Below are 24,482 nucleotides of genomic sequence, written 5' to 3'. Positions count from 1 at the left end.
AAAGCCCCTATTGTATGAAAGTCAAATGCGTAGAAAAAATTATAATACCATTAAGGTTATGAAAAAGGTTCTTTTAGGCTTATTAATCGTTCTGATTGTTTTAATCGGCTTCATGCTAATTCGCACAATCACCTATCCTTTTAAAGAAGCACAGTTCATTAAATCTCAGGCTTTCACTATTCAAAGGGACGATTCTGCTATCTATCGCTTTTCCGGAGGGATAAAGATTCCGACAATTTCTACCGGTGAACTTGGTGATTTTGATTATACGAGCTTTGATGAGTTCAAAAAATACTTAATGAAAACTTATGCCCTAGTTTATCAGCGAACAGATCATTATGAAGTAAATGGCTATGGGCTGGTTTTTAAGTTAAAGGGCAGCAATCCTGCCTTGAAGCCTATTCTATTTCTGTCGCACATTGATGTTGTTCCTCCCGGTGACGCGCCTATTCTAAATAAAGAAGGAGAGACTTTCAATCCGCTGGACAAAGCAGTACCGGCTATACAAGAAGTGGCTGAGAAGTGGGATTATCCTCCCTTTTCCGGAGCTGTTGCCAATGGAAGGATTTATGGGAGAGGGTCCCTGGATATGAAGGGGATGCTTTTTTCATTAATGGAATCAATGACGGGTTTGATTAAAAAGGGCTATATCCCCCAGCGTGATATTTATTTTGCTTTTGGTTTTGATGAAGAAGTTGGTGGAAGAAAAGGCGCTGAAAAAATTGCGGCGGATTTTAAACAAAGAGGATTGGAATTCGACGCCGTTTACGATGAAGGAGGGGTAATATTAGAAAAGGGAAGTATCGGTGGGATAGATGCTGATATTGCACTGATCGGTTGCGCCGAGAAAGGGTTTCTATCTGCAAGGATAAAAGTTAAAGGTCTAGGTGGGCATTCATCCATGCCTCCTCTGGAAAGTGCCATAGGTAAGGCTGCTATCATTATGCAGCGGTTAGAGGATAACCAAATGAAGCCAGCCATTACTCCGCTTATCCAAGAATTTTTTGATAACGTTGGCGGAGCTATGTCTTTCACTACCCGGATGGGTATTGCCAACAAGTGGTTATTAAAACGTATTTTCCTGTCGCAACTAACAAAGAACAACTCGACAAACGCATTGGTTCGCACCACCACGGCTTTAACGATGATGAAAGGAAGCGATGGCACGAATGTTCTTTCACCAGAAGTATCCTTTGTCGTCAATTTCAGACTGTTGCCCGGCAATAGCGTTCAGGAGGTGAAAGATCATATCGCAAAAGCTACAAAGGGTTTCGATGTGGAAATAGAGGAAATTGATAATACTAGGGCAGCCTCTAATGTATCCCCAACTAGCACAAAAGCCTACCAAATGATAGAGGCCGGTATTCAGCAGGTCTTCCCTAACGTTTTAACCACACCTTATCTTACCGTAGGTGGAACAGATGCGTATAAGTACCAGATTGTCAGCAAAAATATCTATCGATTTATACCCTTTAAAATTAATAGCGCCGAACAGCAGAGTATTCATAGTACCAATGAATACATCAGCATCGAAAATTATCAGAAGATGATCTATTACTTTACGTATATCATGCAAAATTATGACAATTAAACGCAGAAAATCATTAATAAAAAACAGAATACATCTTTTCTTTGAGATCACAGGCCCGAACTGCGTCTTCGAGAATCAATATAGTCCGTTAATAACGGCAGTTGAGGAAAGGTAATTGATTTGACAGATTACATTTTTGGTTATAAAGCCAAAGGTTGGCTACCTACGGGCCAACCCATTTTCCCTTTTTGTCCTCTAAGATCAGCAACGACCTTAATCTACAAAATGGTTTAGTGGTCAATAAACTATCAATCATGAAGGCTCATACGTAACCACTGCAGATACCTTCATGCACCTCCCAGCCTTGCGGAACCTCACGGTTGGTAAATACCAACGCTCTTCATCTCCATTCAATCGGTATGCTGTTCCCCGGTAAAAGTACGAGGTATTACCGGTTACCAGAGATATTTTGCTCAAATTTAAAACAAAAAGCACCACATATAATCAGGCCAATGCTTTTGTCATATTTATCTATCGAATGGTTCAGTTGAACGAAGCGCGAAATTCTAAAGGCTATGCTTTTGTTTTCTTAAAAAGCGTACTGAAGTTAAAATTCACTGGAGCAGCTAAGAAAGCACATGAAGAAGGTTTTTATGAAGAAATTGTCTCGCATTTGAAGAAGTGGGAAAGTAGAAGCTATTTTATTAATATATTGGTTATTAATGATTTATAAATCATCTAAAACGCCTATGGTTATCATGCAACATGCTGTGTTAAAACCCTAATAACGCTTCAGTTTACAAGGATTATTTTAGACAAAGTCTTTCGATAAGTTCGGCCTGAGTGGGACATAGCTCAAGTAGCTTTTCTTTTTCTCCAAGCTCGAACTCCGAGAATTCAAATCCAGGAGCAACCACGCAGCTTGAAAGAGAAAAACCAAGGCGGGATGGAATTTCTGCAGCAAACCACATTCCGGCTTCTATGATTACAGATAATGAACCGGTTTCATTAATGGAAAGTTCCTTCAATTCATATTGACCATCCGGCCGGAGTATATGTATGTGAAGGGGGGAGCCTACATGAAAATACCATATTTCATCCGATTGAAGTCTATGAAAACTGGAAAAATCGGCATTTTGCAGCAAGTAGTGGATTGAAGTGCACGAATTTTTTAGTTGACTTTCTCCCTTTCGTATTACCTGCTGCTCAGAGCGGAAGACTTCATTGTAATACCCTCCTTCCGGATGCGGTTTTAATCTTAAATGCTTTATCCAGTTATCTGCCTGCGCTGAATTCATGCTCATCTTGTTTTTAGTAATGCACTGATGCTGATGTAAAAATACTTTTTTCGACGGAAATCAATAGCCTGGCTTTTGCTGCAATTGACTGGAGGGCTCCTGAGACACTCATGTTGGTTAAAATATAAAGGTTAGATAGTGAAGATGTAGTTCGTAGGGATGCTCAAATCAATCGCCATCATCTTAAATGAATTATCGAATTTTCTATACATCTCTACAAATTTAAAATTACTCTTAAATATGTCTTTAAAGGTAGCAACTCCACTTTACACCTTCGTCATATCGAAAGGTAGACGTCTGATCCGCTTGCCGGTAAGATCGAAGACCGCATTGGCAAGCGCTGGAGCAAAGGGAGGCAGGGCCGGTTCGCCCACTCCGCCCGCATTTTCGGCATTTTCCATAATATGCGATTCAATCAGGGGCATGTCCATGATTCTCGGAATTTTATAGTCATAGAAATTTTTCTCGTTCACCAGGCCATCGGTGAACGTAATCTCATGCATCGTTGCGGCACCCAGCCCCATGATCACACTTCCCTCAATCTGCGCATGGATAATATCCGGGTTAACAAACCAGCCGCAGTCCATCACCACCCATACCTGATCAATCTTGATACCCCCCTCGGGTTTGCGCGACACCTTTACCACCTGTCCGACGGTAGAATCGAAGCACTCGGTAATAGCCACGCCATAACCCTCGTTGGGCCTGCGTGATTTCCATCCGGACAGTTCTTCCAGTTTATCAATCAGTTGATGCACACGCTCTTCTGGAAGGTGAGCCCTGCGGAATTGCATTGGATCGCTGCCGGCGGCAACGGCCAGCTCGTCGATAAAACTTTCATAGGCAAAGCCATTGGTAGATGCATATACAGAGCGCCACCACAGCACCGGTATGGGAAGTTCAAAAGGCACATCGGCAATACTGATGGCCGGAATAGCTTTCAGATAGGGTTCAAGGAAGCCCTCACTGGAGCTCCCATTGGCTTTAGATCGGTCGTCGCTGCTGAAGTGACCGATATTCTGCCCGCAAAGGCGAACCTTCATTGCCCCAATTTTTTCTCCATCCACCACCCCTTCGCAACGGTAAGAGATTCCGGGGCGGTAAGGGCCCTGGGTAGCATCATCCTCCCGCGTCCAGACCACCTGCACCGGCCCGCCCACTACCTTAGATACCATAACCGCCTCAAAAGGGTAATCCATAAAAGCCTTACGCCCGAAGCCACCGCCCAGAAAGGTCATGTTAACTTTCACCTGCTCCCAGGGAATGCCAAATTCTTCAGCGATTGCATCCTGAACAAGCTCCGGTGCCTGTATCGGCCCCCATACTTCTACGGTATCCCCCTTCCAATGGGCAATACAGTTTACCGGCTCCATTGCATAGTGCGATTGATAAGGCGTTTCGTATACCACATCCAGTTTACTGCCTGCTGAAGCAATAATTCCTGAAGGATCGCCCTGCATATGGTAGGTCAGCCCCTCCTCTCCGGCCAATAGTTCTTTCTGGCGTTGATAGATATCCGCCGTATTAACGTGTTCAAAGCCGCTATCATCCCACTCCACCTTCAGCTTTTTCTTAGCCTGCAAGGCCGCCCAAGTAGAGTTGGCCACTATGGCCACCCCTTCGCGCCAGGTATTGAATACCTTCATCCGCACCTTGAATACCCGCTCCACTCCTTTCACCTTCATGGCCTCCGCATCATCGAAGGACTTCACGGTGCCACGCATACGGGGATTACGCACCACCGTAGCAAAACGCATATCGGGTATTCGCTTATCCAGGCCAAAAACGGCAGCGCCATTTGTTTTCAATGGTGTATCTATCCTACGGAGCGGCTTCCGGATAAGCTTATACTCGCTCATTGGCTTCAGGTCAACCTCCTCCGGTGCCTGGAGCTGCGAAGCGGCGGTCACCAGTGCCCCGTAATTCAGTTTTTTGCCCGAACTGCGATGGATGACATGGCCCGCCTCGGCATAGCAATCTGCAACATCCACGCTCCATTCATTTGCCGCGGCCTGCACCAGCATCATCCGGGCGGTGGCGCTCAGGTTTAGCAACTGCTTATAGCTGCCCCTGATGGTAGAGCTCCCGCCGGTAATCTGTCCACCGTATTTCTTTCGATCACCGGGTGCAAATTCGACCACGATATCCTTCAGATCCACTTCCAGCTCTTCAGCAATAATCTGTGGAACCGAGTGGTAAGAACCCTGCCCCATTTCTGCGCGGTGATCGAAAAGCGTCACTTTCCCGTCGGTACCGATGTGTATCCACGCATTGAGGGATACGGTTGTTGCGACGTCGGCATTTCCCGGGGCCGTCATGTTCACTATCCGGGCACTGGCAGGCAATAAATAGCCCAGGCAGAGCGTGCCCGCACCGATTCCCGTTGCCTTTAAGAAATTGCGCCGGGATATGGAGGTTCTTTCTTTTTCAGTAGCCATATCTGTTCATCTTATTCTCACTTAATGATTCAGGTCATCTTCATTATTGCGCCTCTTTCTCCGGCGCTGGCGCATACGCTCCGTTTGGAGTTGCTACCTTTAAAGCGAGACAGATTTAGACAGTAATTTTAAATTTGTAGAAATGCATAGAAAATTTGATGATTCGTTTAAGATAATGGCGGTCGATTTGAGCGTTGTTAAGGGATCTGTAGCCGATGTAGCTAAGGAATTAGACATAGACCCCAGTTTACTGAGTAAATGGCGTAGAAATCCACGTTATAATGGGAATAAGGTTTTACCTGACAATCCCAAGATCAGTCCGGAGGAGCAGGAGTTAAGGATTTTACGCAAGAAATTAAGAGATACAGAATTAGAACGCGATATCTTAAAAAAGGCCATAGCCATCTTCTCCAGGGGAGACGGTCCATATACCGGTTCATAAAGGAGAACCGAGAAGTATATTCCGTAGAGAAGATGTGCGAAGTATTGAACGTTAGCAGCAGTTGTTTTTACCGTTGGCTGGTTTGGCCCGAATCCCCCAGGGAACAACGCAGTAAAGCACTTGTGGATAAAATACAGCAGGTACACAGTGACAGTAAGTATATCTATGGCAGCCCACGGATAACCGCAGAGCTGCACAAAAAAGGTGAAATGGTATCAAGAAGCTACGTAGCAAGATTGATGAAGAAACATGGGATACGAAGTAAGGTTAAGAAAAAATATAGGGTGACCACAGATTCGAGCCATAGTTATAGGATAGCTGAAAATCTCCTCCAAAGAGATTTTTCAGCGGATTCCCTATCGCAAAAATGGGTTAGCGACATTACTTACATCCATACCGGCAAAGGGTGGCTTTATCTAACAACGGTTATCGATCTGGCGGACAGAAAAGTCATTGGATGGTCTTTAAGCACCGATATGACGACTAAAAACACTTCTGTACAAGCCATCAAAATGGCTATTAGAAACCGAGGTATCAAAGATGGTCTTATCTTCCATTCGGATAGAGGGATCCAATATGCCTGCGATGAATTCAGGAGGGTAATTGTAAAAAACAAGATACTTCAAAGCATGAGTAGGAAGGCCAATTGCTGGGACAATGCAGTAGCTGAGAGCTTTTTCAAGACACTAAAGGCTGAAATGATCTACCATAGAAAATTCATCGATCAGCAATCGGCTAAATTGGAGATCTTTGGATATATTGAAGGTTTTTATAATACCAAAAGAACACATTCTGCCCTGGGATATAAAACCCCTAAGCAGATCGAAGAGATGCTATTGGAAAAAGAGAAAATGGCAGCATAAAAAAGTCTCCTATTTTAAGTTGCAATTCCAGTGGGGCGTTCGCCCTTCGAAGACCATTTTCATATCTTCGGGTGGGAGGTGCCATTCCGGATGGCCGGGCGGGGCGTGCGGCCCCTCGGTATTTTCCGGCTGGTGGCAGTTGGCGCACTTCATGGCAAGCATACCCTTCCCATCGGGGCCCCTTTTCGGGTTCATTTCGTGCAGGTGGCTATCATCACCCTGTAAGGGGATGTCCCCTGCCGGATGGCAGTTCATGCACCGGGGGCTCATCAATACCGCGTAGACCTTCTCGAAGGCCTGCACGGAAACGATACTATCTTTGGCCAGGGCTATCTCCTTCCTATCGAGCATCGGCTCTCCCGTCTTTACGGCACTGAACACCGAATAGCCAGCGATAGCGATGATCCCTGAAATGATGGTACGTTTAGTGATTTTAGACATGATTAGTTTAGTTTAGTTTTTCCTGGAGTCTTGAGGCTATCCCTTCGGTGTGTCCTGTGCAATTTTTGCAGCCAGGTGAATGGCCTTTCTCACGCGGAGGTAAGTCCCGCAGCGGCAAACATTCCCCGACATGGCATTGTCGATATCCTGATCCGTCGGGTCCGGAACTTCCCGCAGCAGTACTGCAGCGGCCATAATCTGGCCGGAATGGCAATAACCGCATTGGGGCACATCAATTTCGGCCCATGCCTGCTGCACGGGGTGGTCGTTCGCTGCCGATAACCCTTCGATGGTCATCACCTTTTTTCCTTCCGCCCGTTTGAGTTTGGTGACGCATGACCGGACGGCTTCGCCTTCCAGATGCACGATGCATGCGCCACACTGGGCAACCCCGCAGCCATACTTGGTACCGGTAAGCCCGACGATATCTCGTATCGCCCAGAGAAGTGGCATTTCCGGATCTGCATCCAAGGTATGCAGCTCTTCATTTACCGTTAATGAAATCATATTTTATATAATTATTGTTCAATCGGTATTGTTCCGGGCAAGCATTTCGCTACGCTATAATCTATCCACATGTTCAACCATTTAGCCACCAGCTTGCTACTACAATTCTAATCTATTGATTAATAGTGACAATACAAAAAAGAAGTAAATGTTTTAGTTCAGTGCTTATAGAACAATATCAGTACATCCTAAGCGGCCCTAGCTAAAGGGATTAATATTGAGCAGGATGAAAAACCAAATTGAAATATATCAAGCTAGTGATGGGCAAACGCAAATCGAAGTAACGTTCGAGCAGGATACCGTGTGGCTCGATACAAATTCCATGGCGGCAATTTTCGAAGTTCAACGACCTGCCATCGTGGAACACATAGGCAATATTTATAAATCTGGCGAATTAATAGCAGAATCAACCTGTTCCATTTTGGAACAAGTTGCTACGGACGGTAAAAAAAGAAAAATTAATTTTTATAACCTGGATATGGTTATCTCAGTTGGTTATCGAGTTAATTCTACAAAAGCGACATTATTCCGCCAATGGGCTACCCAAAGATTGAGAGCGTATCTTGTTTCAGGGTTATGCTATCAATGAAAAACGACTGGCACAAAAGCAGCAAGAAGCTCAAACGTTAAAAGACGGAATCCGCATTTTGAGCCGTGCCATCGAAGACAAGAAAGGGGAAACTGATTTTGAAAGGTTGCATCAATTTGCTAAAGGACTTGAATCTTATCCTGCCAGCAGTCATCGTATTGGTTCCATTGATTGTACTTTATAGGAATGTACTGATATTCTCGAAGCCTTCGTCTCAATAATTTCTTAACGGAAATAGATGAAGATTTCTTTATAGGAAGAGATCGTAAACAAATACAACTTAATCCATACCAAAAAACAATTCATATGATGTTAAAAAGAAAGATAAATAACCCATAACTAAGAGCGGTATTCTCTAACCAAACAGGGTCGCTTCGAACGCATTGTTCGCAATCGAACACAGGTGTCCGCTACCGCACACAGATAAAAAGCCAAATTGTCCCTAAGTGTCCCTAACCAAGATATATCCAATTGGCAGTCTTCTTGATAATGAATGTGTAATACGAAAAACAGCATGATGCTATGTTCAAAAATTACTTTACGATAGCTTGGCGAAACCTGGTCAGAAACAAAGCCTATACCGTTATAAACATTTTCGGTTTAGCGTTGGGTATGACGATAACAATCTTAATAGGTTTGTGGGTATGGGACGAACTATCGTTCAATAAAGGTTTCAAAGATCATGAACGAATTGTAAAGGTACTGCATAATTCGTCGGATGGGCTCCATATCAATACTGTAGGAAGTATATCCATTCCCGCAGCCATAGAGCTGAAAAGCAAATATGCTGCCGATTTTGAGCATATTGCACTATATCGGTACGGCCGGGCAACCATGTCAACAAAAAATAGTGACGAAAATGCAAACAGCTTCGGCTTCTATGCAGAACCCGGGTTTACGGATATTCTATCATTACAGTTGGTAAAAGGTTCTGTTGATAGTTTTGCCGACCCATCATCTATTTTGATCAGTGAACGTCTTGCCACTATTCTTTTTGACAAGACAGATCCTATTGGTCAGGTTATCAAAATAAATAATGAATCATCTGCAACGGTTACAGGTGTTTATCAAAACTTTGCGCCCAACACAGATTTTACTGAACAACAGTTCATACTTCCCTGGAACAGTTTAGTTGCGTCGCGAACATGGGTAAAAGATGCTTATAAGCAATGGAACAATAACTCCTTTTTTATTTTAGCCAAAATTGCAAAAAATGCTGATTTAGAACAGGTTTCAGGCAAGGTTAAAAACTTGCTCGTGGGTAAGCCCGACCGGAACGATCAGCCGGAAATCATACTCCAACCGGCAACGGAATGGCATCTTTACAATGAATTTAGGAATGGCAAGAATGTAGGTGGTAATATCCAGTTTGTATGGATGTTCGGTTTGATAGGTCTTTTTGTCTGCATACTTGCTTGCATTAACTTTATGAATTTAAGCACAGCACAATCTCAAAAACGGGCAGCGGAAGTAGGAATCCGTAAAACAGTAGGTTCTTCCAAAGCGTATTTGGTCATGCAGTTTTTGAGTGAATCGATACTCATTGCCATTTTAGCTTCAGTTCTAGCCATTATTTTGGTTTGGCTTGCCTTGCCCTGGTTTAATACTTTATCCAGTAAGGAGATGCTGCTTCCGACGCATGCCCCCATATTTTGGCTAGCTATTGGCCTGTTCGCACTCTTCACCGGTATATTATCAGGAAGTTATCCAGCGCTATACCTATCTTCGTTCAAACCAATAAAGGTATTGAAAGGTGCATTTAACGTAGGCCGTTTTTCAGAAATATCAAGACGTCTGTTGGTCGTTTTTCAGTTTACGGTTTCATTATCCCTTATTGTCGGCACGGTGATTATTTTTCGGCAGATACAACATGTCAAAAATAGGCCTTTGGGTTATGAACAACAAGGTCTGATCAGCATAGACATTAACACTCCCGATCTGAAAAAGCCGGGTATTTATGCTGTTTTACGGAATGAACTGATAAATTCCGGTTATTTGGAAAACATGGCCGAAGCTTCCAATACCGCCACTTACATAGGTAACCATTTCAGTGGGTTTGATTGGCCGGGAAAACAGCCCGATATCAATCAAAGTATTGGTGTTTGTTATGTTACGCATGATTTTGGCAGTACCTTAAAGTGGCAATTTAAGGATGGTAGAGATTTTTCCAGAGACTTTCCCACGGACACTAACGCTATTATTCTCAATGAAGCTGCTGTGCGCTATATGTCCTTGGAGCATCCGATTGGAGAAACCATAAAATACGAAGATGTTCCCTATAAGGTTATCGGTGTTATAAAAAATGTTTTAATGGAATCGCCTTTTGAGGAAGTATCTCCGAATGTGTTTATGCTCAGTTATACGGAGTTGGACGCAATAACCATTAAAATTAAATCAACGGTAAATACGGCGAACGCACTAGCTGCTATTGAATCGATCTTTAAGAAATATAATCCGGCCTCCCCTTTTGAATACTCCTTTGTAGATACAGATTATGCAGAGAAGTTTTCCTTTGAACAGAAAATAGGAAGCTTGGCAAGATTGTTTGCCAGTTTTGCAATCTTTATCAGTTGCCTTGGAATTTTTGGATTGTCAGCTTTCATGGCCGAACAGCGGACAAAAGAGATTGGTGTAAGAAAAGTTTTGGGAGCAACGGTGCTCAGTCTCTGGGTATTGTTATCGAAGAACTTTTTGTTATTGGTTCTTGTTTCTTTTAGTTTGGCCATACCACTTTCTTGGTATATTATGAATCATTGGCTAGAGGGGTATGATTACCATACAGGCATCTCTTTGTGGGTTTATTTATCTACAGCAATAGGCGTGATTATGCTAACGCTTGTTACGGTGAGCTTTCAAACCATAAAGGCAGCTTTGGTAAATCCGGTGAAATCACTAAGAAGCGAATAGTAAATAGAGGATTGTCCAAAAAAAGATCCATAAGGTCTAGAAAAACAAGCTTTTATAATGAGACTCCGATAATAATATATTAAATATAGTTACATGAAAACTTTTTTTGCAGAAATTATCACCAAAATCGAAAAGTTTAGTAAAAAGCTTTAGAACTTATTTACTTTGTTGGACAACCTTTAAAATCGATGCAATTGATTGCTCTATAACTCTTGCCCTGTTTTGTCCATAGCACAGTACGTTGAATTTAGTTGTCTATGGTGATCTGTTTGGCCCTTTCGATTCGATAGAATGTTTTTTATCAAAGCGGTTCTTTGCAATTGCATAGGCTTCTTCGATGAAATTGATTGTATATATGAGATTATTTTCCAGCGGATTAAGTATACAAATGAAATTTTGAGCGGCATAATGAGGGTGAGGCATAAAAGAGTTTAATTCAGTAAAATCCCATTCCTTTTTAGAGTTAGCAAAAAGTTTGTTGAACGTTTCTTTTGAAACCCCAATATTCACGCGAAATACGCCGTCCCGGTTTAGATTGGAGACACTGTCATATTCATTATCTGATTTAGCAATGCTGATAAATGGAAGAACATGGTCAGTTCCGTAAAAGAAAAGATTGTATCCAAAACTATCCAATTTCTGAACGTTGTGGAGATTTTTGGAAATGTGATTTTCAATTTTTTGTAATGACATAATTGATGGTTTTATCAATTGCAAATTTCTACCTTACACTTTAGATTTGCAAGTAGTTACCATTTTGGCTATAGGAACATAAGGTAAAGTTATGGTAGGGATACAGTCATGGGCTACAGAAAATTTTGATCGGGAGTAAACTCATCCCTGCTAGTGGCTTAACGATAGTCACATGGTACAATTCCAATTACTGACCGTTCCTAAAAGGAAATGGTCTCACTATCATTATGAAAGACAATTCCGAACTACCTCTAGAAATTAGGCAAAAGATCATAAAAACGATATTCGGTATATCGAGCAAATAAATAAAACCCGTTCAGCTTGAAACATACAGTTAGTGATTATGTCGACTTTTCTACGCGGTTGCACATGACTAGTGTTTGAATATTGATTCAGTAATCTAACCATTCTTTTAATAGCGTTGCTTTTAATCTGCTCACTATAATTCCTTCCTTAGATTGTTTTACATCTAGTTTTATTTTGGAGTTGAAATAATTATGTACTTTCTCAATTGCCCGGATATGCACAATGTACTGTCGGTTTGCACGAAAAAAGTATTTAGGATTTAACTGTTGTTCCAGCGTTTCCAACGTCTTGGGGATAACGTTCGATTCCCCATTAAATAAGGTTGCGACACAAGTCCCATCTTGGGAGTAAAAAAAAGCGATGTCCTCAACATCGACCTTTTTATATCCATCGCGGTAGGGCAGCAGAAATTTTTCTCTGTATTCTCTTTTGTCTATGTAATCAAGCAGGTTCCTGATCAGCAGATGCTGCTCAAAAGATTGTTGAAGTAATGATTCAAATTTTATTACGGCAGTCTCCAGCTCTTCCTCTTCGATCGGTTTTAAGAGATAATCGATGCTATTGTATTTGAAGGCTTTGACAGCATACTCGTCATACGCCGTCGTAAAGATCACCGGATATTTTATTTCCGTAAGGTTGAAAATCTCAAAACTTATGCCGTCAGCAAGGCGGATATCCATAAATATTAAATCAAGGGGCTCTCCATGAGACAGCCAAGCTATTGTTTTTCCTATACTGTCCAGTATACCTAATACTTCATATTCGGGTCTGATTTTCGCAAGCAATCTTTGCAGACGCTGCGCATTTACTTCTTCATCTTCGATAATCAGTACTTTTTTAATAACTTTCATGCCAACAAAGGTATTTTTACGGTAAATGATAATTCATTTTGTTCGATATGGGGCTCCCTATCAGAAAGAAGCGCATAACGGCTTTTAATATTTCCCAAACCTATACCTGAAGAACGTGGCTTTCTCAGCAATGGTAATAGGTTGTTATGGACAATCAGCTCATCAGATTCATTCGTAAAAATGCGTACCCTTAATGGCTTGTCTTTCTCTATACGATTGTATTTGAGTGCGTTTTCCACTAACAATTGCAAGGTAACCGGTGGAAGACGCATATCCAATTTAGTTGGCGATACTGAAATTTCAAAATTAACACCCGATCCGATGCGATTTTTCAGCAGAAAGAGATAGGCATCAAGAAACTTCAGCTCATCTTTCAATATGATCAACTTGCTTTTTGAATTAAGTAACAAGTAACGATATACCTTTGCGAAATTTTCGGTATACTCAAAACCTAATTGTTGGTCTTTTAAGATCAGTTCGGACAGAACACTCAAATTGTTGAATACAAAATGTGGGTCCAGCTGTAATCGCAAAGCCTGTAATTCTATTTCGGCAACCAGTTGTTTACTTTCTGCAGCCTTGATTTCATGTTCCGCCCTGTTTATGATTTCCGATTTCCAATTTTCTGTCAAATAGTGAATCGTGCTCACACCACTAATCATCAGGCTCAGTACGATGATTGCCGTGATATAGTGCCGGAGATTTACATCATTATCGGTCAATTCTTTGACATCAACATTTAAAAAGCTGAAAATTCCTGAGATCATAATAGACAAAACTATGAGAAGCGGGAAAATACATATGATTTGGACGATGGTTTGAACAAATAATCTTCTTAAGGTCCCTTTTGTCCATGGTAAAAACCTGTTCATTTTTCTGTCGACTAATAGTGAAAATTCTACCATGATGATGCAGAAGAACAAATTAAGTAAAAAGTTGATGAGTAAGTTTGCAAAGGTCAAATCAACATAATTCGCCAGGAAAAAGATTGGATCAATTAGGTATGCAACAAAATACAATACCATCAAACTGAAAAAAATCAATCCTATTTTTTTCCATAGGCCATTGAGTCTATAATTCAATCCATTTCTCACACTTTGTACCTTTATAAATCCGTTTTTAGAAACTTAATGATTACAAAATACAAATTTCACCGAATAATAGCCAAAGTTGAAAATGGTTACTGTTTTAAACTCTTACCCATGAAGGTATTACATAGGTAGGGGTTATTGTTTTTTAATAAAGCAAACGTTTTCTTCACCTAGCGGTTAGCGTGCAATAAAATTACTATATTCTGAAAGTGTTTGTACCTTTACTTCCTGTCCAACAAATTTAGCGAACATATTGAGTTCATCACTGACCGTAAAGTATTGCTTAGCTTTATCATCCCAGTTATATTTAGTGGTTTTGTTAAGCTTGTCAACATTCAGTATTTTAACTTTCACTGGTTTCTCATTAAGCACTTCTGAGTATTCTAGTTGCTTGTTTTTAAGGTTAATAGTTAAATAAGTCCTGCAGTCTTTCAAAAAAGAGGCGTCTTTGGTAACTGTATTGGGATCAAGTTTGAAACTGATCACCAGCTGATCAGTATTCTCCTTTTCAACTTTATAACTCGCGTCATCCGGCTGGGGTTTTTCTGATTGCTCTTTCCGGTTTTTGATGAAAGATTTGACTGCTGATTTGCTCGGAGATTTTCCGTCTACGGAATTTACGATCCAACGTTCTGCTTCTGGTTTTGAAGGATCGTAGCTAGCCAAAGTGATCGTTGATTTATCGGCCGTTACAACCGTCTGTTTGAACTCGTACGCATAACCTTCCGGCTGTTTTACATCAACTGTTAAAATATCTGCATCGATGCCATTTTTGGAGAAAACATCCAACACAGTCGATTTTTGGGCCGAAGCAACAAGCGTTAATAAGGAAAAAACAGAAAGCATCAATAGTCTGTAAATCTTTAGGTAGGGATATATACATATATTTTTGCTGTCGGTGCCGATGCTGGTATCGAGAAGATTTTCTTCAAATTGATTCTTAGACTTGGTCGACCTCACTCTCAAGGATGACAGGGGCAGTTCTTTAATTATTTTCATCTATTTATTTTCTTTTATTCATTTTTTGCTTGTTTTTATAAGCATTCATGCTGCCTTCGGCGGTTAATGGCTGATGAAGAGCTCGATGTAAATAACCGAAGCGACAGCAAAGCTCATTGACACCTGAAAATGTAAATACTTGTCAATAATCATTTCCCTGCGTGTCAATATTATTTACATCTCGGTTTCATTTTTGCTTTTTTTATATTTCGATTAGCCAAAATTAAGTCCACACTGGGTCTCCGATCCAAAAACTTCAGCGAAGTTTCAAAAACGATCTATGAGAAGCCAAATAAACCGGATGAAATGAAGTGGGAGTACAAAACCGGATTGGGAACTTGAAAAAATTTAATGGTTGAATCAAGCTGTGAAAGAATCAATTTTTGGATACGAAAAATGATAAAAGATGAAGTAGAGTTTCTAGAAATATATGGATATGTAGTTCACGACCAGCAAACGTTTAACGATTGTCCGGCAACTTTGGAAAAGAAATGAATAGCTAAACATAAGCATCGCTGGAATAGAAAATAGTTTTGACGTATTAAAATCGTCAATGAATTAAGACGCATAAAATGCTAAGACTTGATATTCACTATAAATATGTCCCAAGAAACGTATTTATTAATTACCTAAAAATAGGTCAAATTAAAAGCGCTGCATCGCATTGCTTAACAGATACAATTACGACGGATGCTCAGTCACAAATTCATCTCGTCTCAAACCTGCGAAATTCACTGGGTGTATATTGCAGGTGTTTTTTAAAGAAAGCGCCAAAATGGGTCGGCCCTCCAAAACCTAACGAATATGCAATTTCAGATATGGTCCAGTTACTATGCCTGAGTAGGACTTTAGCTTCCTCTAAGATACGTTCCAAGACAATCTCGGTCGTGGTTTTTTTTAAGACCTCTTTCACAGACTTGTTCAAATGGTTGACATGTATTGCCAACTGTGAGGCGTACGCTGAGGGCGAGCGCAAGGGCGGCTTTGCATTTGCCCCATTCAAGGGAAATTGCTTTTCGAGCAGTTCCTGGAAAAGTTGAGTTGTTCTTAGGGCTGCAGTAGCATGCACGGGCCTGATCGATGAAGAGGGGCGCATCTTCAGCGCAGCGTGTATGATCTGGAACACAAGACTGCGTAGAATATCTTTTTTAAATTCGAAGTTGTCATTCTTTTCGGCAATCATTTTAGTAAAAATATGATCGAAAAATGAGAATTGCTCAGTGGAAAGTTCAAATACCGGATCATTGCCTGGTCGAAATACCGGATATTCTTTGATATGACCATAATCAAGAAAAAAAATGTCGTCGAAGATACAACTATAGCCAGATTGGTGCTTTTCTACCCATTCCCAGTTATACGGGATCAGAGAGTTTCCAAAAAACAAAGCCTTATTTTTAACATGTATGCTTTTATCGGCGTAATGTATAAAACTATCTCCTTCAATAATGCATATTTTCAGATACTCCTTCCGGCCGAATGGAATAGGTATGTCATTCGTCGGCGTATATTGCTCCATCTTGAAAACATCAAAATGCCCAAAACAGGAAGTATCAATTGGCATTGCAAACGAATGTTTTGCATAAAATTCTTCTATACTCTGATGCATGTTTTCCAATTCGAATGTTCTTATAATATCGTTAAGTTAACTAAAATTATTATTTTTCATCTGTTGTCTGCTTTCGGCTCTTCAAGAGGTCACTTCACTCTGTTCATATCCTTTTGTTTATGGTAATTTATGCAGATTTCATTCACTGCCCAAAGAAACACTTTTTCCGTTGTGAATGGAAAAGCACCACCTGCGGACTTTAAACCGGTTGGTTAGACATATGTCAACTTGATTGATTTTTTAGAGTTATTGATTGTTCAATCATAACTCCAGGGAATCTTTCAGCGCTATATTTGCCCTTATTGAATTGATAGCTTATTAGTAATAAGGAGAATCACTTAAATATAGGAATATTATGAACACAAAAGAGCAAATCAGAATATTGGCGCAGCAGGCATTTCAAAATCACCTGGATTATTTATCTGCCGGCCGTATTCGGGAATGGGTAGACCTTTTTACTGAAGACGGGGTACTTGAGTTTCCTTACGGTCCCGAAGGTTTTCCAAAAAACGTTTCAGGTAAGAAAGAATTGTACAACTACATGCAAAATTTCCCCAAGCATTTCAAAGTTGTTTTCGAGAACCTTCATTATCATTTAACAGAAGAACCCACACTTGTCATCGCTGAGTTCACCAGTAATGGGCATGCCCTGGAAACAGGTAAACCTTACCTTCAGCAATACATCTCTGTGTTAACAACAACGTCTGAAGGAAAAATTATCCGCTACGTCGATTTTTGGAATCCTTTGGTAGCCATGGAGGCTATCAATGCACCGTTAACAGCCTTTATAAAGCAATAAATCTAGACGAATTAAAAAACATTAAAAACTAAGCATATGGAAAAGCGTATAATCAATCCCTGGACCTGGCAGGAGAAGCTCAGTTATGTTCAGGCCGTAGAAGTGAAACAGACAGAAGGAACATTATACGTTGCCGGGCAGGCGGCGGTGCACGCCGATGGCACATCCAGCAATGCTGATATGCGCACCCAACTTGGATTGGCGATACAGAACCTCGAAACGGTAATCAGTGAGGCGGGTTATGAATGCCGTAATATTGTTAGGCTGACGGTTTACTCGACTTCCTCTGATGAGTTTATCAAAAACTGTTTTGATATATTCCGGGATTTCGTGGCAAAACACGGAATGAAACAAGTGGTTACGCTACTGCAAGTGGTTGCCCTGAACGAAACACTGAATGTAGAGCTGGAAGCTACCGTGGTAAAATAAAGCGTCAGGAAGCTCTATAGGCCGTACTTTTGAATATAAATTTCCTGTATTTCGAAGCGGCGCAAAAATGTGAAACCCGATGGTCTCACATTTTTTTTGCAACGTATACGGTAAATACCAAGGGACAGCTTATCTTTACCACATTTAACCGCACACACCATCGGCACTGCAAGATGGCCCTTCAGAGATATCCAGCTTGACCACCGGATGTTCGGCACGCCATTCGGCAAGCGATTTCTCCAGTTTTTGGCGAAAGACAGCCACCGGTTGGGCGCCTGATATGGCGTATTTGCGGTCAAACACAAATAACGGCACACCCGTCACACCGATCAGCCGGGCTTCCCGGATATCCTGTTCCACTTCGTCCGTATACTGATTGCTGCGGAGCATGGCCTCTACTTCCGCGGCATCCAGGCCTGCCTTTACCGCGATATGGATAAGAACAGTGAGATCAGCTATGTTCTTGCCCTCATTAAAATGCGCCTGAAATAGTTTTTCCTTGACGGTATCCCCCAATTTGTGGGCCTGTGCCAAATGAATCAGCCGGTGCGCGTCTAAAGAATTGGCGACCACCGCATGTTCAAAATCCAGTTCCAGACCTACCTGTAATGCCATACTGGCCACATTGCCTGTCATTTCCCTAGCTTGGTCCTCACTGAGCCCCTTCTTTTCCGCCAGATATTGATAAACGTTACCCAGCTTCTCGCCCTTCGGGATGCTGGGATCCAGTTGGAAACTTTTCCATTCCAATTCGATATCCGTGGTATCGCCAAGCTGTTTGAGTGCCGCTTCGTAATGGCGTTTCCCGATATAACAAAATGGGCACATGATGTCTGACCAAACTTCTACTTTCATAATTCCTTCAACTATTTTACAACGATGTTCTGGGTAGGTGCCTGTTCACAAAGACACGAGATATAAAATTAGGATGTAAAAAAATAAAATCATGTTTTAAACAGTTAATAAAACCGAAGTATGACAAACCGGAGCTCTTCTGATTTTGTAATTACATTTGTGAACAACATTAATCTAGAACGGTTTCGTATGGTTTTCTCCTTACAGTGTAAGGTCTTTTCAGGACCACACACATACTTCCATCCGATGATAAGGAGAAGTATTTTTCATCTTTGATATTGATTTCTGCGACACTAAGCCCTATTGAACTTTTTGTGTGAGTACAAAAAGTCGTTACCAAATCGAACTGAATCCAAATCTTTTATCCAAAGATTCCAAGGAATTGGCAACAATTGTAATTTTGCATGAAGCATCCGTGCATATTTTCATATGAATGGAAATTGGAGGAATTGCACCACGGAGAGATGGCTATAAAATATACTGACTTGTTAGCTCAAGCTTTAGTTGACCTCTATAATGGCTAGCAAGGGCCCGAAGCATATGCTAACAGGGCCTTTTCTAAACCAAAGTTAATAGATTTCACTTGCCCACACGCAATATACACTTTCGGTCATCCAATTATAATCGCAGAAGTAAAAATCTTGCCAGACTTCACCCTGTTGAGTGGTGAAATACGATGAGGTACCAATGGCTGTTGCGTTACCCCCATTAATCGCTGTTGCTTCCTCCATTGAAAGCATTTGAACTCCAGCTAAATTTTCCATAATGTTTGTAAATTAAGTTATGCCTACTCTTTTAAAGCTTTTCGGCCTCCGCTTAATACAAAAGTAAGTAGGGAGCATAAGTCAAACAATCCCTGAAATCAGCGGTTTTTTGGCGTCAAGAGTAACCGTGCCCGGTTGGCCAGAGACCATCGCCAAAATAACCAGATAAATGAACGGCAGGCTATCCGTTTTCATTTTCCAGCCATTCCATGCTGAAATCTCCGATGGCGATACTTCGGTAAGGTTTCTGTTTGGGCCGGTGGATAATTGCATAAAAATGTAAACCTATATCAGTAAAAGACCCTTTAAAAATCTGTCCAGATACGAACATAAAGTGTTCAATATCGTACACTACGCATCTCTACTTTTCTTATTAACCAGTTAATCAGTTATTTACAAATATGGCTTGGTTGATGATGCTTTCAGGTTAGCCGGAAATAAATACATCTGGCTACTGAGTGAAATGGATCAAAGAACACAAAAATTATGATCAAAAACTATCTCAATGCCACTTGGCGCAACCTAATTAAAAGCAAGGGTTACAGCGCGCTGAATATCGGAGGGCTCGCAGTGGGCATGGCCGTGGTCATGTTAATCGGATTATGGGTGTATGATGAGTTGACATTCAATACTTATCATAAAAATTATGATCACATTGCACAGGTAATGCAACACGCCAATTTTAACGGTAAGGTGACAACCCAGAACGCCAATCCGGCATTAATGGGTCCGGAACTTCGAACAAAATATGGAAGTGATTTCAAATACGTAGTGCAAGCTTCATGGTATTACAGTCCTTTGCTCACGGTGGGCGATAAACATATCACCCAGGGTGGAATCTACTTCGAACAGGATGCCCCGGAGATGCTCACCTTGCAAATGCTGAAAGGGACCCGGGCCGGATTGCATAGCCCGCATTCCATTATGCTAGCAGCGTCGGCTGCCGAGGCGCTGTTTGGTAAAGAAGATCCGATGGGTAAAACGATAACCTTAGACCGCAGCCAAGAAGTGAAAGTGACCGGAGTGTACGAAGACCTACCGAACAATACTACATTCAGTAATGTGAAGGTCATCTTACCCTGGACCTTGTGGCTCATTCAAAACCCATGGGCCAAAGAAATGATACAACCATGGGGCAGCAACTTCACCCAGACCTTTGTACAGGTTGTAGAAAAGGGAGATTTGGAAAATATATCTGCGAAAATTAGGAATGTAAAATCAGATAACCTAGGCGACGAGGAAAAAAATGCAGAGTGGTCTGTTTTCCTGCACCCTATGCGGAAATGGAACCTCTACGACGAATTCCGTAATGGTATAAATACGGGCGGAGGTATACAATATGTTCGATTATTTGGCCTCATTGGCAGCTTCGTATTGCTGTTGGCCTGCATTAATTTTATGAATCTAGCCACGGCCAGAAGTGAAAAGCGTGCCAGGGAAGTGGGTATTCGCAAAGCCGTAGGCTCTCATCGCTTTCAGCTCATTGTTAGATTCTTCGCAGAATCATACGTTACGGTGCTACTCGCATTTGTATTGTCGCTGCTTTTGGTAGTGGTATTTTTACCCTCTTTCAATGAACTTGCCGACAAGAAGATCGGGCTACCTTGGTTTAATTCCGTTTTTTGGGGTAGTAGCTTAATCTTTATATTCATTACCGGACTACTGGCTGGCAGTTATCCGGCACTCTACCTATCATCGTTCCAACCATTACAGGTATTGAAGGGCACATTTAGACTTGGCAGATTTGCATCCATTCCACGACAAGGACTGGTGGTTGTACAATTTACTGTTTCGGTGATACTCATCATTGGTACTATCGTAGTCTACCAACAGATTCAGCATGCTAAAAACAGGCCGGTGGGTTACACCCAAAAAGGACTTGTAAATCTGCTCTTCCAGGACGAGCTGAGAAGCCATTTTGATGCGTTCAGAACGGAATTGATACGCTTAGGAGCCGTAGAAGAAATGGCTGGATGTGTTCCCCTTACCGGCGTGTGGAATACCAATGGGGGTTTTGATTGGGAAGGTAAGGACCCTAATCTGGCTACGGATTTCCCAAACAACTCCGTGTCACATGATTTTGGTAAAACAGTGCAGTGGAAAGTGATGGCAGGAAGAGATTTTTCCAGGGATCTTCCTTCTGATTCCATGGCCTTTATCATCAATGAATCGGCGGCAAAGTTTATGGGTTTCAAAGATCCCATAGGGAAGATAATCCGGCAAAGAAGTGAGTATTATACCATTATCGGCGTTGTTAGCGATATGCTACAGGAATCTCCCTTTTTTCCTGCACGACCAACACTTTATCACCTTGACTCATATGATGACATGGTCAATATTGTCTTAAAACTGAATCCAAAACAAAATGCTAAGCAATCAATCCAAACTATTGAAAAGGTGTGGAAGAAATACGTTGACGACGTACCCTTTGATTATTCATTTGTGGATGAGGTATTCGGTGCCAAATTCAAAACAGAGGAGCGTATTGGCAAACTGTCATCCTATTTTGCAGTACTCGCCGTTTTTATTTCGTGTCTGGGGCTTTTTGGCATGGCCAGTTTTGTGGCAGAGCGGCGAACCAAAGAGATTGGCATCCGCAAGGTGCTTGGGGCCACCGTTGCTAACTTGTTGATGTTGCTCTCAAAAGAATTTGTTTTATTGGTTACGATTTCGTGCATCATCGCAGTGCCAATAGCTTGGTATTACCTTGGCCAATGGCTAACCAATTACGACTACAGGATTGAGATCAGTTGGGTTGTGTTTGTTGTAGCCTCGGTATTGGCGCTTACCATCACCGTTTTCACGGTTGGCTTCCAAGCGGTAAAAGCAGCGACAGCGAATCCAGTGAATAGTTTAAAGGACGAGTGAAAGAGTTTTCCCTAAGAAAAACTTCATTTATTAATCTATCTGTATCTGATAAATTATTCCTTATACTGCCCCGTGTCCAATGAAAAAACACTATAAGTTCCAAAAAACAATGGAAAAGCACATATTTATTACTTTCGCCATCTTAAGCTTAAACTTATTTTATATCAGTGCACAAAGCATGGACTCATTAAATCCCGAATTCAAACGGAGGCTGGAGGCGCTACTTAAAGAACAAAATGTACCCACTGCCGCTGTCGGACTAATAGAAGATAATAAAATGGTAGCCACCGAAGTTTTTGGTTTAGGTAGCTCTACTAATGATGCTCCCTCGGAACTTCTCTTCAGCGTAGCTTCGTTGACAAAGCCTGTTTCCATGATGCTTGCTTTGACACTGAATAGCAACAACTTATGGAATCTCAATGAACCTTTGGCAGACTATTGGATCGATCCGGATGTCAAAGAAGATAGTTTAGTTTATCAGCTGAGTAGCAGGCATGTTCTAAGCCATCAGGGAGGTTTTACCAATTGGCGTTCCATGAATTCCGATGGTAAGCTGGCATTCGATACAGTACCGGGTACTTCCTTTCGCTATTCCGGCGAAGGCTTCGAATATTTAAGACAGGCTATAGAGAAAAAATTCCATCAGTCTTTCGAACATCTGGCAGAATCGTGTTTATTTAAACCCTTTAAGATGGATCATAGTTTTCTGACCTGGCCGGACAACCTGGATACCCTGCAGTATGCGGGTCGTTTTGATCAAAATAGTAAACGGTACCCATTTGAAAAAATCACCTCGGCAAACGCAGCGGCCAGTTTGGTTACCACTATCCATGATTATACCAAGTTCGCTGTAGCATGTCTTAAAGGTCAGGGTATATCGAAGGCGTTAAATAAACAAATCCATACGCCTCAGATTATGGTACCCCAGGCAAAAGATGTGGGAATCGGCCTTTCATGGGTTGTGGTTAAAAATCTGAGCGGAGGAGAATACGCCTTGATGCATAGCGGAAGTGACCCCGGCATCAAAACGTTTGTAATATTGCTTCCTAAATCAAAACGAGCTCTCGTGATTTTTACAAATGGTGATAACGGGCAAAAAGTATACGAGCATGTGCTTAAAGAATTATTGGACGTTGGGGACGAGATCCTTAGGAGAATGAATCAGTCATCCTAAATAGATAATATAGCGATGAGAATTGCGAGCATCATTAAATTTTACAAACGATACCCAAAATATTGTAAAGAAAGGTATCTTCTTATCAGGTAAATTTGTAACATAAACTAAAAATCTTCAGCTAAGACAAACTCCGTACGCTTAGCAAGCAACGGAAGGTAAAAAATGGTCCATAACAAGATCTCAACTATATTCAATTATGAAAGAAATACAGTATTCTGGTAATGATGGACTACCCCTTTTTGCTGTTTCGTTGGAATCTAAATCAAATACACCGAAATCGACACTGATCTTTTTACATGGTGGTGGACCGGACCATCACAGCTTGCTTCCACTGGCTAAAAGCTTCCAAGGAGCGTACACAGCTATTTTGCCAGATTTGCGTGGATATGGTCGTTCGATTTGTAGAGATAGAAACTGTTATACGTGGAGGCAATATGCCGATGACCTTGTTTACTTAATCGATACGATCGAAACGGAAAGTATAATTGTTATAGCAGCAGGGATTGGTACAACGATAAGCCTAAAAACAGCCTTGCGTTTTCCTGACAAAATTCATGGCTTAGTATTAATAAGCATCGAAGACATTGAAAATGATGAAGGTAAGAAGCGGGAGATTGAACTTCTGGAGGCTTTTGCTGCTTGTGTCGTTTCAGATGGAATCGAAGCAGCCTGGGAACCGCTTCTCAGTTTTCTCTCACCGGTTATCGGACACATGGTACGTGACGCTATTCCGAGATCAGACCCTGCTAGTATTGTTGCGGCAGCTTCTATCGTTTATGATCGCGCCTTTGATAATTTCGAAGATTTAAAAGGAATCACTATTCCCACATTGATAATCCCTGGGGATGATGACAGGCATCCTGCTGCTCTCGCTAAAAGCATTGCTAAATCGCTTGTCAACGGACATCTTTCAGATGTAACACTTTCCAAAGACATTATGACTATCAATGATTTTTCTAAAACCTTTGCTCCTACAATTCAGCAATTCTTAAATAACTTTCAAAAAACACATCAATAAAAATTAGACC

The 24,482-nt window shown here is 41.5% G+C and carries 23 protein-coding genes; 11 read left to right on the top strand and 12 right to left on the bottom strand.

Annotated features, from left to right (window positions below):
• Positions 1-58: 58 nt before the first annotated feature.
• Positions 59-1,591, top strand: coding sequence for a M20/M25/M40 family metallo-hydrolase (locus H8S90_RS10095; RefSeq protein ID WP_187342418.1), 1,533 nt, complete (start codon positions 59-61; stop codon positions 1,589-1,591).
• Between the two features lie 409 nt (positions 1,592-2,000).
• Positions 2,001-2,264: a hypothetical protein gene (locus H8S90_RS10090; protein ID WP_187342417.1), complete on the top strand. Its 264-nt coding sequence runs from the start codon at positions 2,001-2,003 to the stop codon at positions 2,262-2,264.
• Between the two features lie 73 nt (positions 2,265-2,337).
• On the opposite strand, the gene H8S90_RS10085 is transcribed toward H8S90_RS10090, so the two are convergent.
• Together H8S90_RS10085 and H8S90_RS10080 are read right to left on the bottom strand one after the other, a co-directional pair.
• On the bottom strand, positions 2,338-2,829 hold the full coding sequence (locus tag H8S90_RS10085) for a cupin domain-containing protein (protein ID WP_187342416.1): 492 nt from the start codon (positions 2,827-2,829) through the stop codon (positions 2,338-2,340).
• Positions 2,830-3,095: 266 nt separating this feature from the next.
• Positions 3,096-5,267, bottom strand: coding sequence for a molybdopterin cofactor-binding domain-containing protein (locus H8S90_RS10080; protein WP_187342415.1), 2,172 nt, complete (start codon positions 5,265-5,267; stop codon positions 3,096-3,098).
• 142 nt (positions 5,268-5,409) lie between these two features.
• Here H8S90_RS10080 and H8S90_RS10075 point away from each other — a divergent pair, with 142 nt between their 5' ends.
• Both H8S90_RS10075 and H8S90_RS10070 read left to right on the top strand, forming a co-directional pair.
• Positions 5,410-5,709: a transposase gene (locus tag H8S90_RS10075; RefSeq protein ID WP_187339052.1), complete on the top strand. Its 300-nt coding sequence runs from the start codon at positions 5,410-5,412 to the stop codon at positions 5,707-5,709.
• Positions 5,622-6,572 carry an IS3 family transposase gene (locus H8S90_RS10070; RefSeq protein ID WP_187342851.1) on the top strand — a complete coding sequence of 317 codons (951 nt, stop codon included), beginning with the start codon at positions 5,622-5,624 and terminating at the stop codon, positions 6,570-6,572. Before H8S90_RS10075 ends, H8S90_RS10070 begins: the two co-directional genes overlap by 88 nt.
• Before the next feature lie 9 nt (positions 6,573-6,581).
• On the opposite strand, the gene H8S90_RS10065 is transcribed toward H8S90_RS10070, so the two are convergent.
• Together H8S90_RS10065 and H8S90_RS10060 are read right to left on the bottom strand one after the other, a co-directional pair.
• The gene (locus H8S90_RS10065) at positions 6,582-7,013 is read right to left on the bottom strand and encodes a hypothetical protein (RefSeq protein WP_222852276.1); all 432 of its coding nucleotides are present in this window, start codon (positions 7,011-7,013) and stop codon (positions 6,582-6,584) included.
• A 36-nt stretch (positions 7,014-7,049) separates the two neighbouring features.
• Complete coding sequence (locus tag H8S90_RS10060; protein WP_187342414.1) at positions 7,050-7,520, bottom strand: (2Fe-2S)-binding protein; 471 nt, start codon at positions 7,518-7,520, stop codon at positions 7,050-7,052.
• 226 nt (positions 7,521-7,746) lie between these two features.
• Between H8S90_RS10060 and H8S90_RS10055 the strand changes: the two genes are divergently transcribed.
• Together H8S90_RS10055 and H8S90_RS10045 are read left to right on the top strand one after the other, a co-directional pair.
• Entirely contained in the window at positions 7,747-8,109 is a 363-nt protein-coding gene (locus H8S90_RS10055; protein WP_187342413.1) for a virulence RhuM family protein, read from the top strand.
• Positions 8,110-8,631: 522 nt separating this feature from the next.
• Positions 8,632-11,016, top strand: coding sequence for an ABC transporter permease (locus tag H8S90_RS10045; protein WP_187342411.1), 2,385 nt, complete (start codon positions 8,632-8,634; stop codon positions 11,014-11,016).
• A 255-nt stretch (positions 11,017-11,271) separates the two neighbouring features.
• On the opposite strand, the gene H8S90_RS10040 is transcribed toward H8S90_RS10045, so the two are convergent.
• The 5 genes from H8S90_RS10040 to H8S90_RS10020 all read right to left on the bottom strand — a co-directional run bounded on the left by H8S90_RS10040 (position 11,272) and on the right by H8S90_RS10020 (position 16,562).
• A complete protein-coding gene (locus H8S90_RS10040; protein ID WP_187342410.1) occupies positions 11,272-11,709 on the bottom strand; it encodes a DUF6194 family protein in 438 nt (145 codons plus the stop codon).
• Positions 11,710-12,101: 392 nt separating this feature from the next.
• Complete coding sequence (locus H8S90_RS10035; protein WP_187342409.1) at positions 12,102-12,866, bottom strand: LytTR family DNA-binding domain-containing protein; 765 nt, start codon at positions 12,864-12,866, stop codon at positions 12,102-12,104.
• On the bottom strand, positions 12,863-13,633 hold the full coding sequence (locus tag H8S90_RS10030) for a sensor histidine kinase (RefSeq protein WP_187342408.1): 771 nt from the start codon (positions 13,631-13,633) through the stop codon (positions 12,863-12,865). The genes H8S90_RS10035 and H8S90_RS10030 overlap by 4 nt, the downstream gene beginning before the upstream one ends.
• Before the next feature lie 501 nt (positions 13,634-14,134).
• A complete protein-coding gene (locus tag H8S90_RS10025; protein WP_187342407.1) occupies positions 14,135-14,956 on the bottom strand; it encodes a hypothetical protein in 822 nt (273 codons plus the stop codon).
• A 706-nt stretch (positions 14,957-15,662) separates the two neighbouring features.
• Entirely contained in the window at positions 15,663-16,562 is a 900-nt protein-coding gene (locus H8S90_RS10020; RefSeq protein WP_187342406.1) for an AraC family transcriptional regulator, read from the bottom strand.
• A gap of 355 nt (positions 16,563-16,917) precedes the next feature.
• On the opposite strand from H8S90_RS10020, the gene H8S90_RS10015 reads away from it, so the two are divergent.
• Positions 16,918-17,361, top strand: coding sequence for a nuclear transport factor 2 family protein (locus H8S90_RS10015; RefSeq protein ID WP_187342405.1), 444 nt, complete (start codon positions 16,918-16,920; stop codon positions 17,359-17,361).
• Between the two features lie 36 nt (positions 17,362-17,397).
• Complete coding sequence (locus H8S90_RS10010) at positions 17,398-17,790, top strand: RidA family protein (RefSeq protein WP_187342404.1); 393 nt, start codon at positions 17,398-17,400, stop codon at positions 17,788-17,790.
• Between the two features lie 144 nt (positions 17,791-17,934).
• Here H8S90_RS10010 and H8S90_RS10005 read toward each other — a convergent pair whose 3' ends face one another.
• The 3 genes from H8S90_RS10005 to H8S90_RS25925 all read right to left on the bottom strand — a co-directional run bounded on the left by H8S90_RS10005 (position 17,935) and on the right by H8S90_RS25925 (position 19,682).
• Complete coding sequence (locus tag H8S90_RS10005) at positions 17,935-18,645, bottom strand: DsbA family oxidoreductase (protein ID WP_187342403.1); 711 nt, start codon at positions 18,643-18,645, stop codon at positions 17,935-17,937.
• Between the two features lie 569 nt (positions 18,646-19,214).
• Entirely contained in the window at positions 19,215-19,409 is a 195-nt protein-coding gene (locus H8S90_RS10000) for a hypothetical protein (RefSeq protein WP_187342402.1), read from the bottom strand.
• Between the two features lie 81 nt (positions 19,410-19,490).
• On the bottom strand, positions 19,491-19,682 hold the full coding sequence (locus H8S90_RS25925; RefSeq protein ID WP_222852275.1) for a hypothetical protein: 192 nt from the start codon (positions 19,680-19,682) through the stop codon (positions 19,491-19,493).
• Between the two features lie 213 nt (positions 19,683-19,895).
• On the opposite strand from H8S90_RS25925, the gene H8S90_RS09995 reads away from it, so the two are divergent.
• The 3 genes from H8S90_RS09995 (at position 19,896) to H8S90_RS09985 (ending at position 24,472) form a co-directional block, all read left to right on the top strand.
• Entirely contained in the window at positions 19,896-22,277 is a 2,382-nt protein-coding gene (locus H8S90_RS09995) for an ABC transporter permease (protein WP_187342401.1), read from the top strand.
• Positions 22,278-22,386: 109 nt separating this feature from the next.
• Positions 22,387-23,451: a serine hydrolase gene (locus H8S90_RS09990; RefSeq protein WP_187342400.1), complete on the top strand. Its 1,065-nt coding sequence runs from the start codon at positions 22,387-22,389 to the stop codon at positions 23,449-23,451.
• A 199-nt stretch (positions 23,452-23,650) separates the two neighbouring features.
• The gene (locus tag H8S90_RS09985; protein ID WP_187342399.1) at positions 23,651-24,472 is read left to right on the top strand and encodes an alpha/beta fold hydrolase; all 822 of its coding nucleotides are present in this window, start codon (positions 23,651-23,653) and stop codon (positions 24,470-24,472) included.
• The last annotated feature ends 10 nt before the right edge of the window (positions 24,473-24,482 follow it).

It is taken from the genome of Olivibacter sp. SDN3, assembly GCF_014334135.1.
GTDB lineage: Bacteria > Bacteroidota > Bacteroidia > Sphingobacteriales > Sphingobacteriaceae > Olivibacter.
Note: the sequence above shows the minus strand (reverse complement) of the source record. Positions and strands in the feature narration are given on the sequence as shown.

Excerpts from the sequence above, each read along its gene's own strand:
- H8S90_RS10095 (WP_187342418.1), top strand. The coding sequence starts at position 59 with ATGAAAAAGGTTCTTTTAGGCTTATTAATCGTTCTGATTGTTTTAATC.
- H8S90_RS10085 (WP_187342416.1), bottom strand. The coding sequence starts at position 2,829 with ATGAATTCAGCGCAGGCAGATAACTGGATAAAGCATTTAAGATTAAAA.
- H8S90_RS10080 (WP_187342415.1), bottom strand. The coding sequence starts at position 5,267 with ATGGCTACTGAAAAAGAAAGAACCTCCATATCCCGGCGCAATTTCTTA.
- H8S90_RS10075 (WP_187339052.1), top strand. The coding sequence starts at position 5,410 with ATGCATAGAAAATTTGATGATTCGTTTAAGATAATGGCGGTCGATTTG.
- H8S90_RS10065 (WP_222852276.1), bottom strand. The coding sequence starts at position 7,013 with ATGTCTAAAATCACTAAACGTACCATCATTTCAGGGATCATCGCTATC.
- H8S90_RS10060 (WP_187342414.1), bottom strand. The coding sequence starts at position 7,520 with ATGATTTCATTAACGGTAAATGAAGAGCTGCATACCTTGGATGCAGAT.
- H8S90_RS10055 (WP_187342413.1), top strand. The coding sequence starts at position 7,747 with ATGAAAAACCAAATTGAAATATATCAAGCTAGTGATGGGCAAACGCAA.
- H8S90_RS10045 (WP_187342411.1), top strand. The coding sequence starts at position 8,632 with ATGTTCAAAAATTACTTTACGATAGCTTGGCGAAACCTGGTCAGAAAC.
- H8S90_RS10040 (WP_187342410.1), bottom strand. The coding sequence starts at position 11,709 with ATGTCATTACAAAAAATTGAAAATCACATTTCCAAAAATCTCCACAAC.
- H8S90_RS10035 (WP_187342409.1), bottom strand. The coding sequence starts at position 12,866 with ATGAAAGTTATTAAAAAAGTACTGATTATCGAAGATGAAGAAGTAAAT.
- H8S90_RS10030 (WP_187342408.1), bottom strand. The coding sequence starts at position 13,633 with ATGATCTCAGGAATTTTCAGCTTTTTAAATGTTGATGTCAAAGAATTG.
- H8S90_RS10025 (WP_187342407.1), bottom strand. The coding sequence starts at position 14,956 with ATGAAAATAATTAAAGAACTGCCCCTGTCATCCTTGAGAGTGAGGTCG.
- H8S90_RS10020 (WP_187342406.1), bottom strand. The coding sequence starts at position 16,562 with ATGCATCAGAGTATAGAAGAATTTTATGCAAAACATTCGTTTGCAATG.
- H8S90_RS10015 (WP_187342405.1), top strand. The coding sequence starts at position 16,918 with ATGAACACAAAAGAGCAAATCAGAATATTGGCGCAGCAGGCATTTCAA.
- H8S90_RS10010 (WP_187342404.1), top strand. The coding sequence starts at position 17,398 with ATGGAAAAGCGTATAATCAATCCCTGGACCTGGCAGGAGAAGCTCAGT.
- H8S90_RS10005 (WP_187342403.1), bottom strand. The coding sequence starts at position 18,645 with ATGAAAGTAGAAGTTTGGTCAGACATCATGTGCCCATTTTGTTATATC.
- H8S90_RS10000 (WP_187342402.1), bottom strand. The coding sequence starts at position 19,409 with ATGGAAAATTTAGCTGGAGTTCAAATGCTTTCAATGGAGGAAGCAACA.
- H8S90_RS25925 (WP_222852275.1), bottom strand. The coding sequence starts at position 19,682 with ATGCAATTATCCACCGGCCCAAACAGAAACCTTACCGAAGTATCGCCA.
- H8S90_RS09995 (WP_187342401.1), top strand. The coding sequence starts at position 19,896 with ATGATCAAAAACTATCTCAATGCCACTTGGCGCAACCTAATTAAAAGC.
- H8S90_RS09990 (WP_187342400.1), top strand. The coding sequence starts at position 22,387 with ATGGAAAAGCACATATTTATTACTTTCGCCATCTTAAGCTTAAACTTA.
- H8S90_RS09985 (WP_187342399.1), top strand. The coding sequence starts at position 23,651 with ATGAAAGAAATACAGTATTCTGGTAATGATGGACTACCCCTTTTTGCT.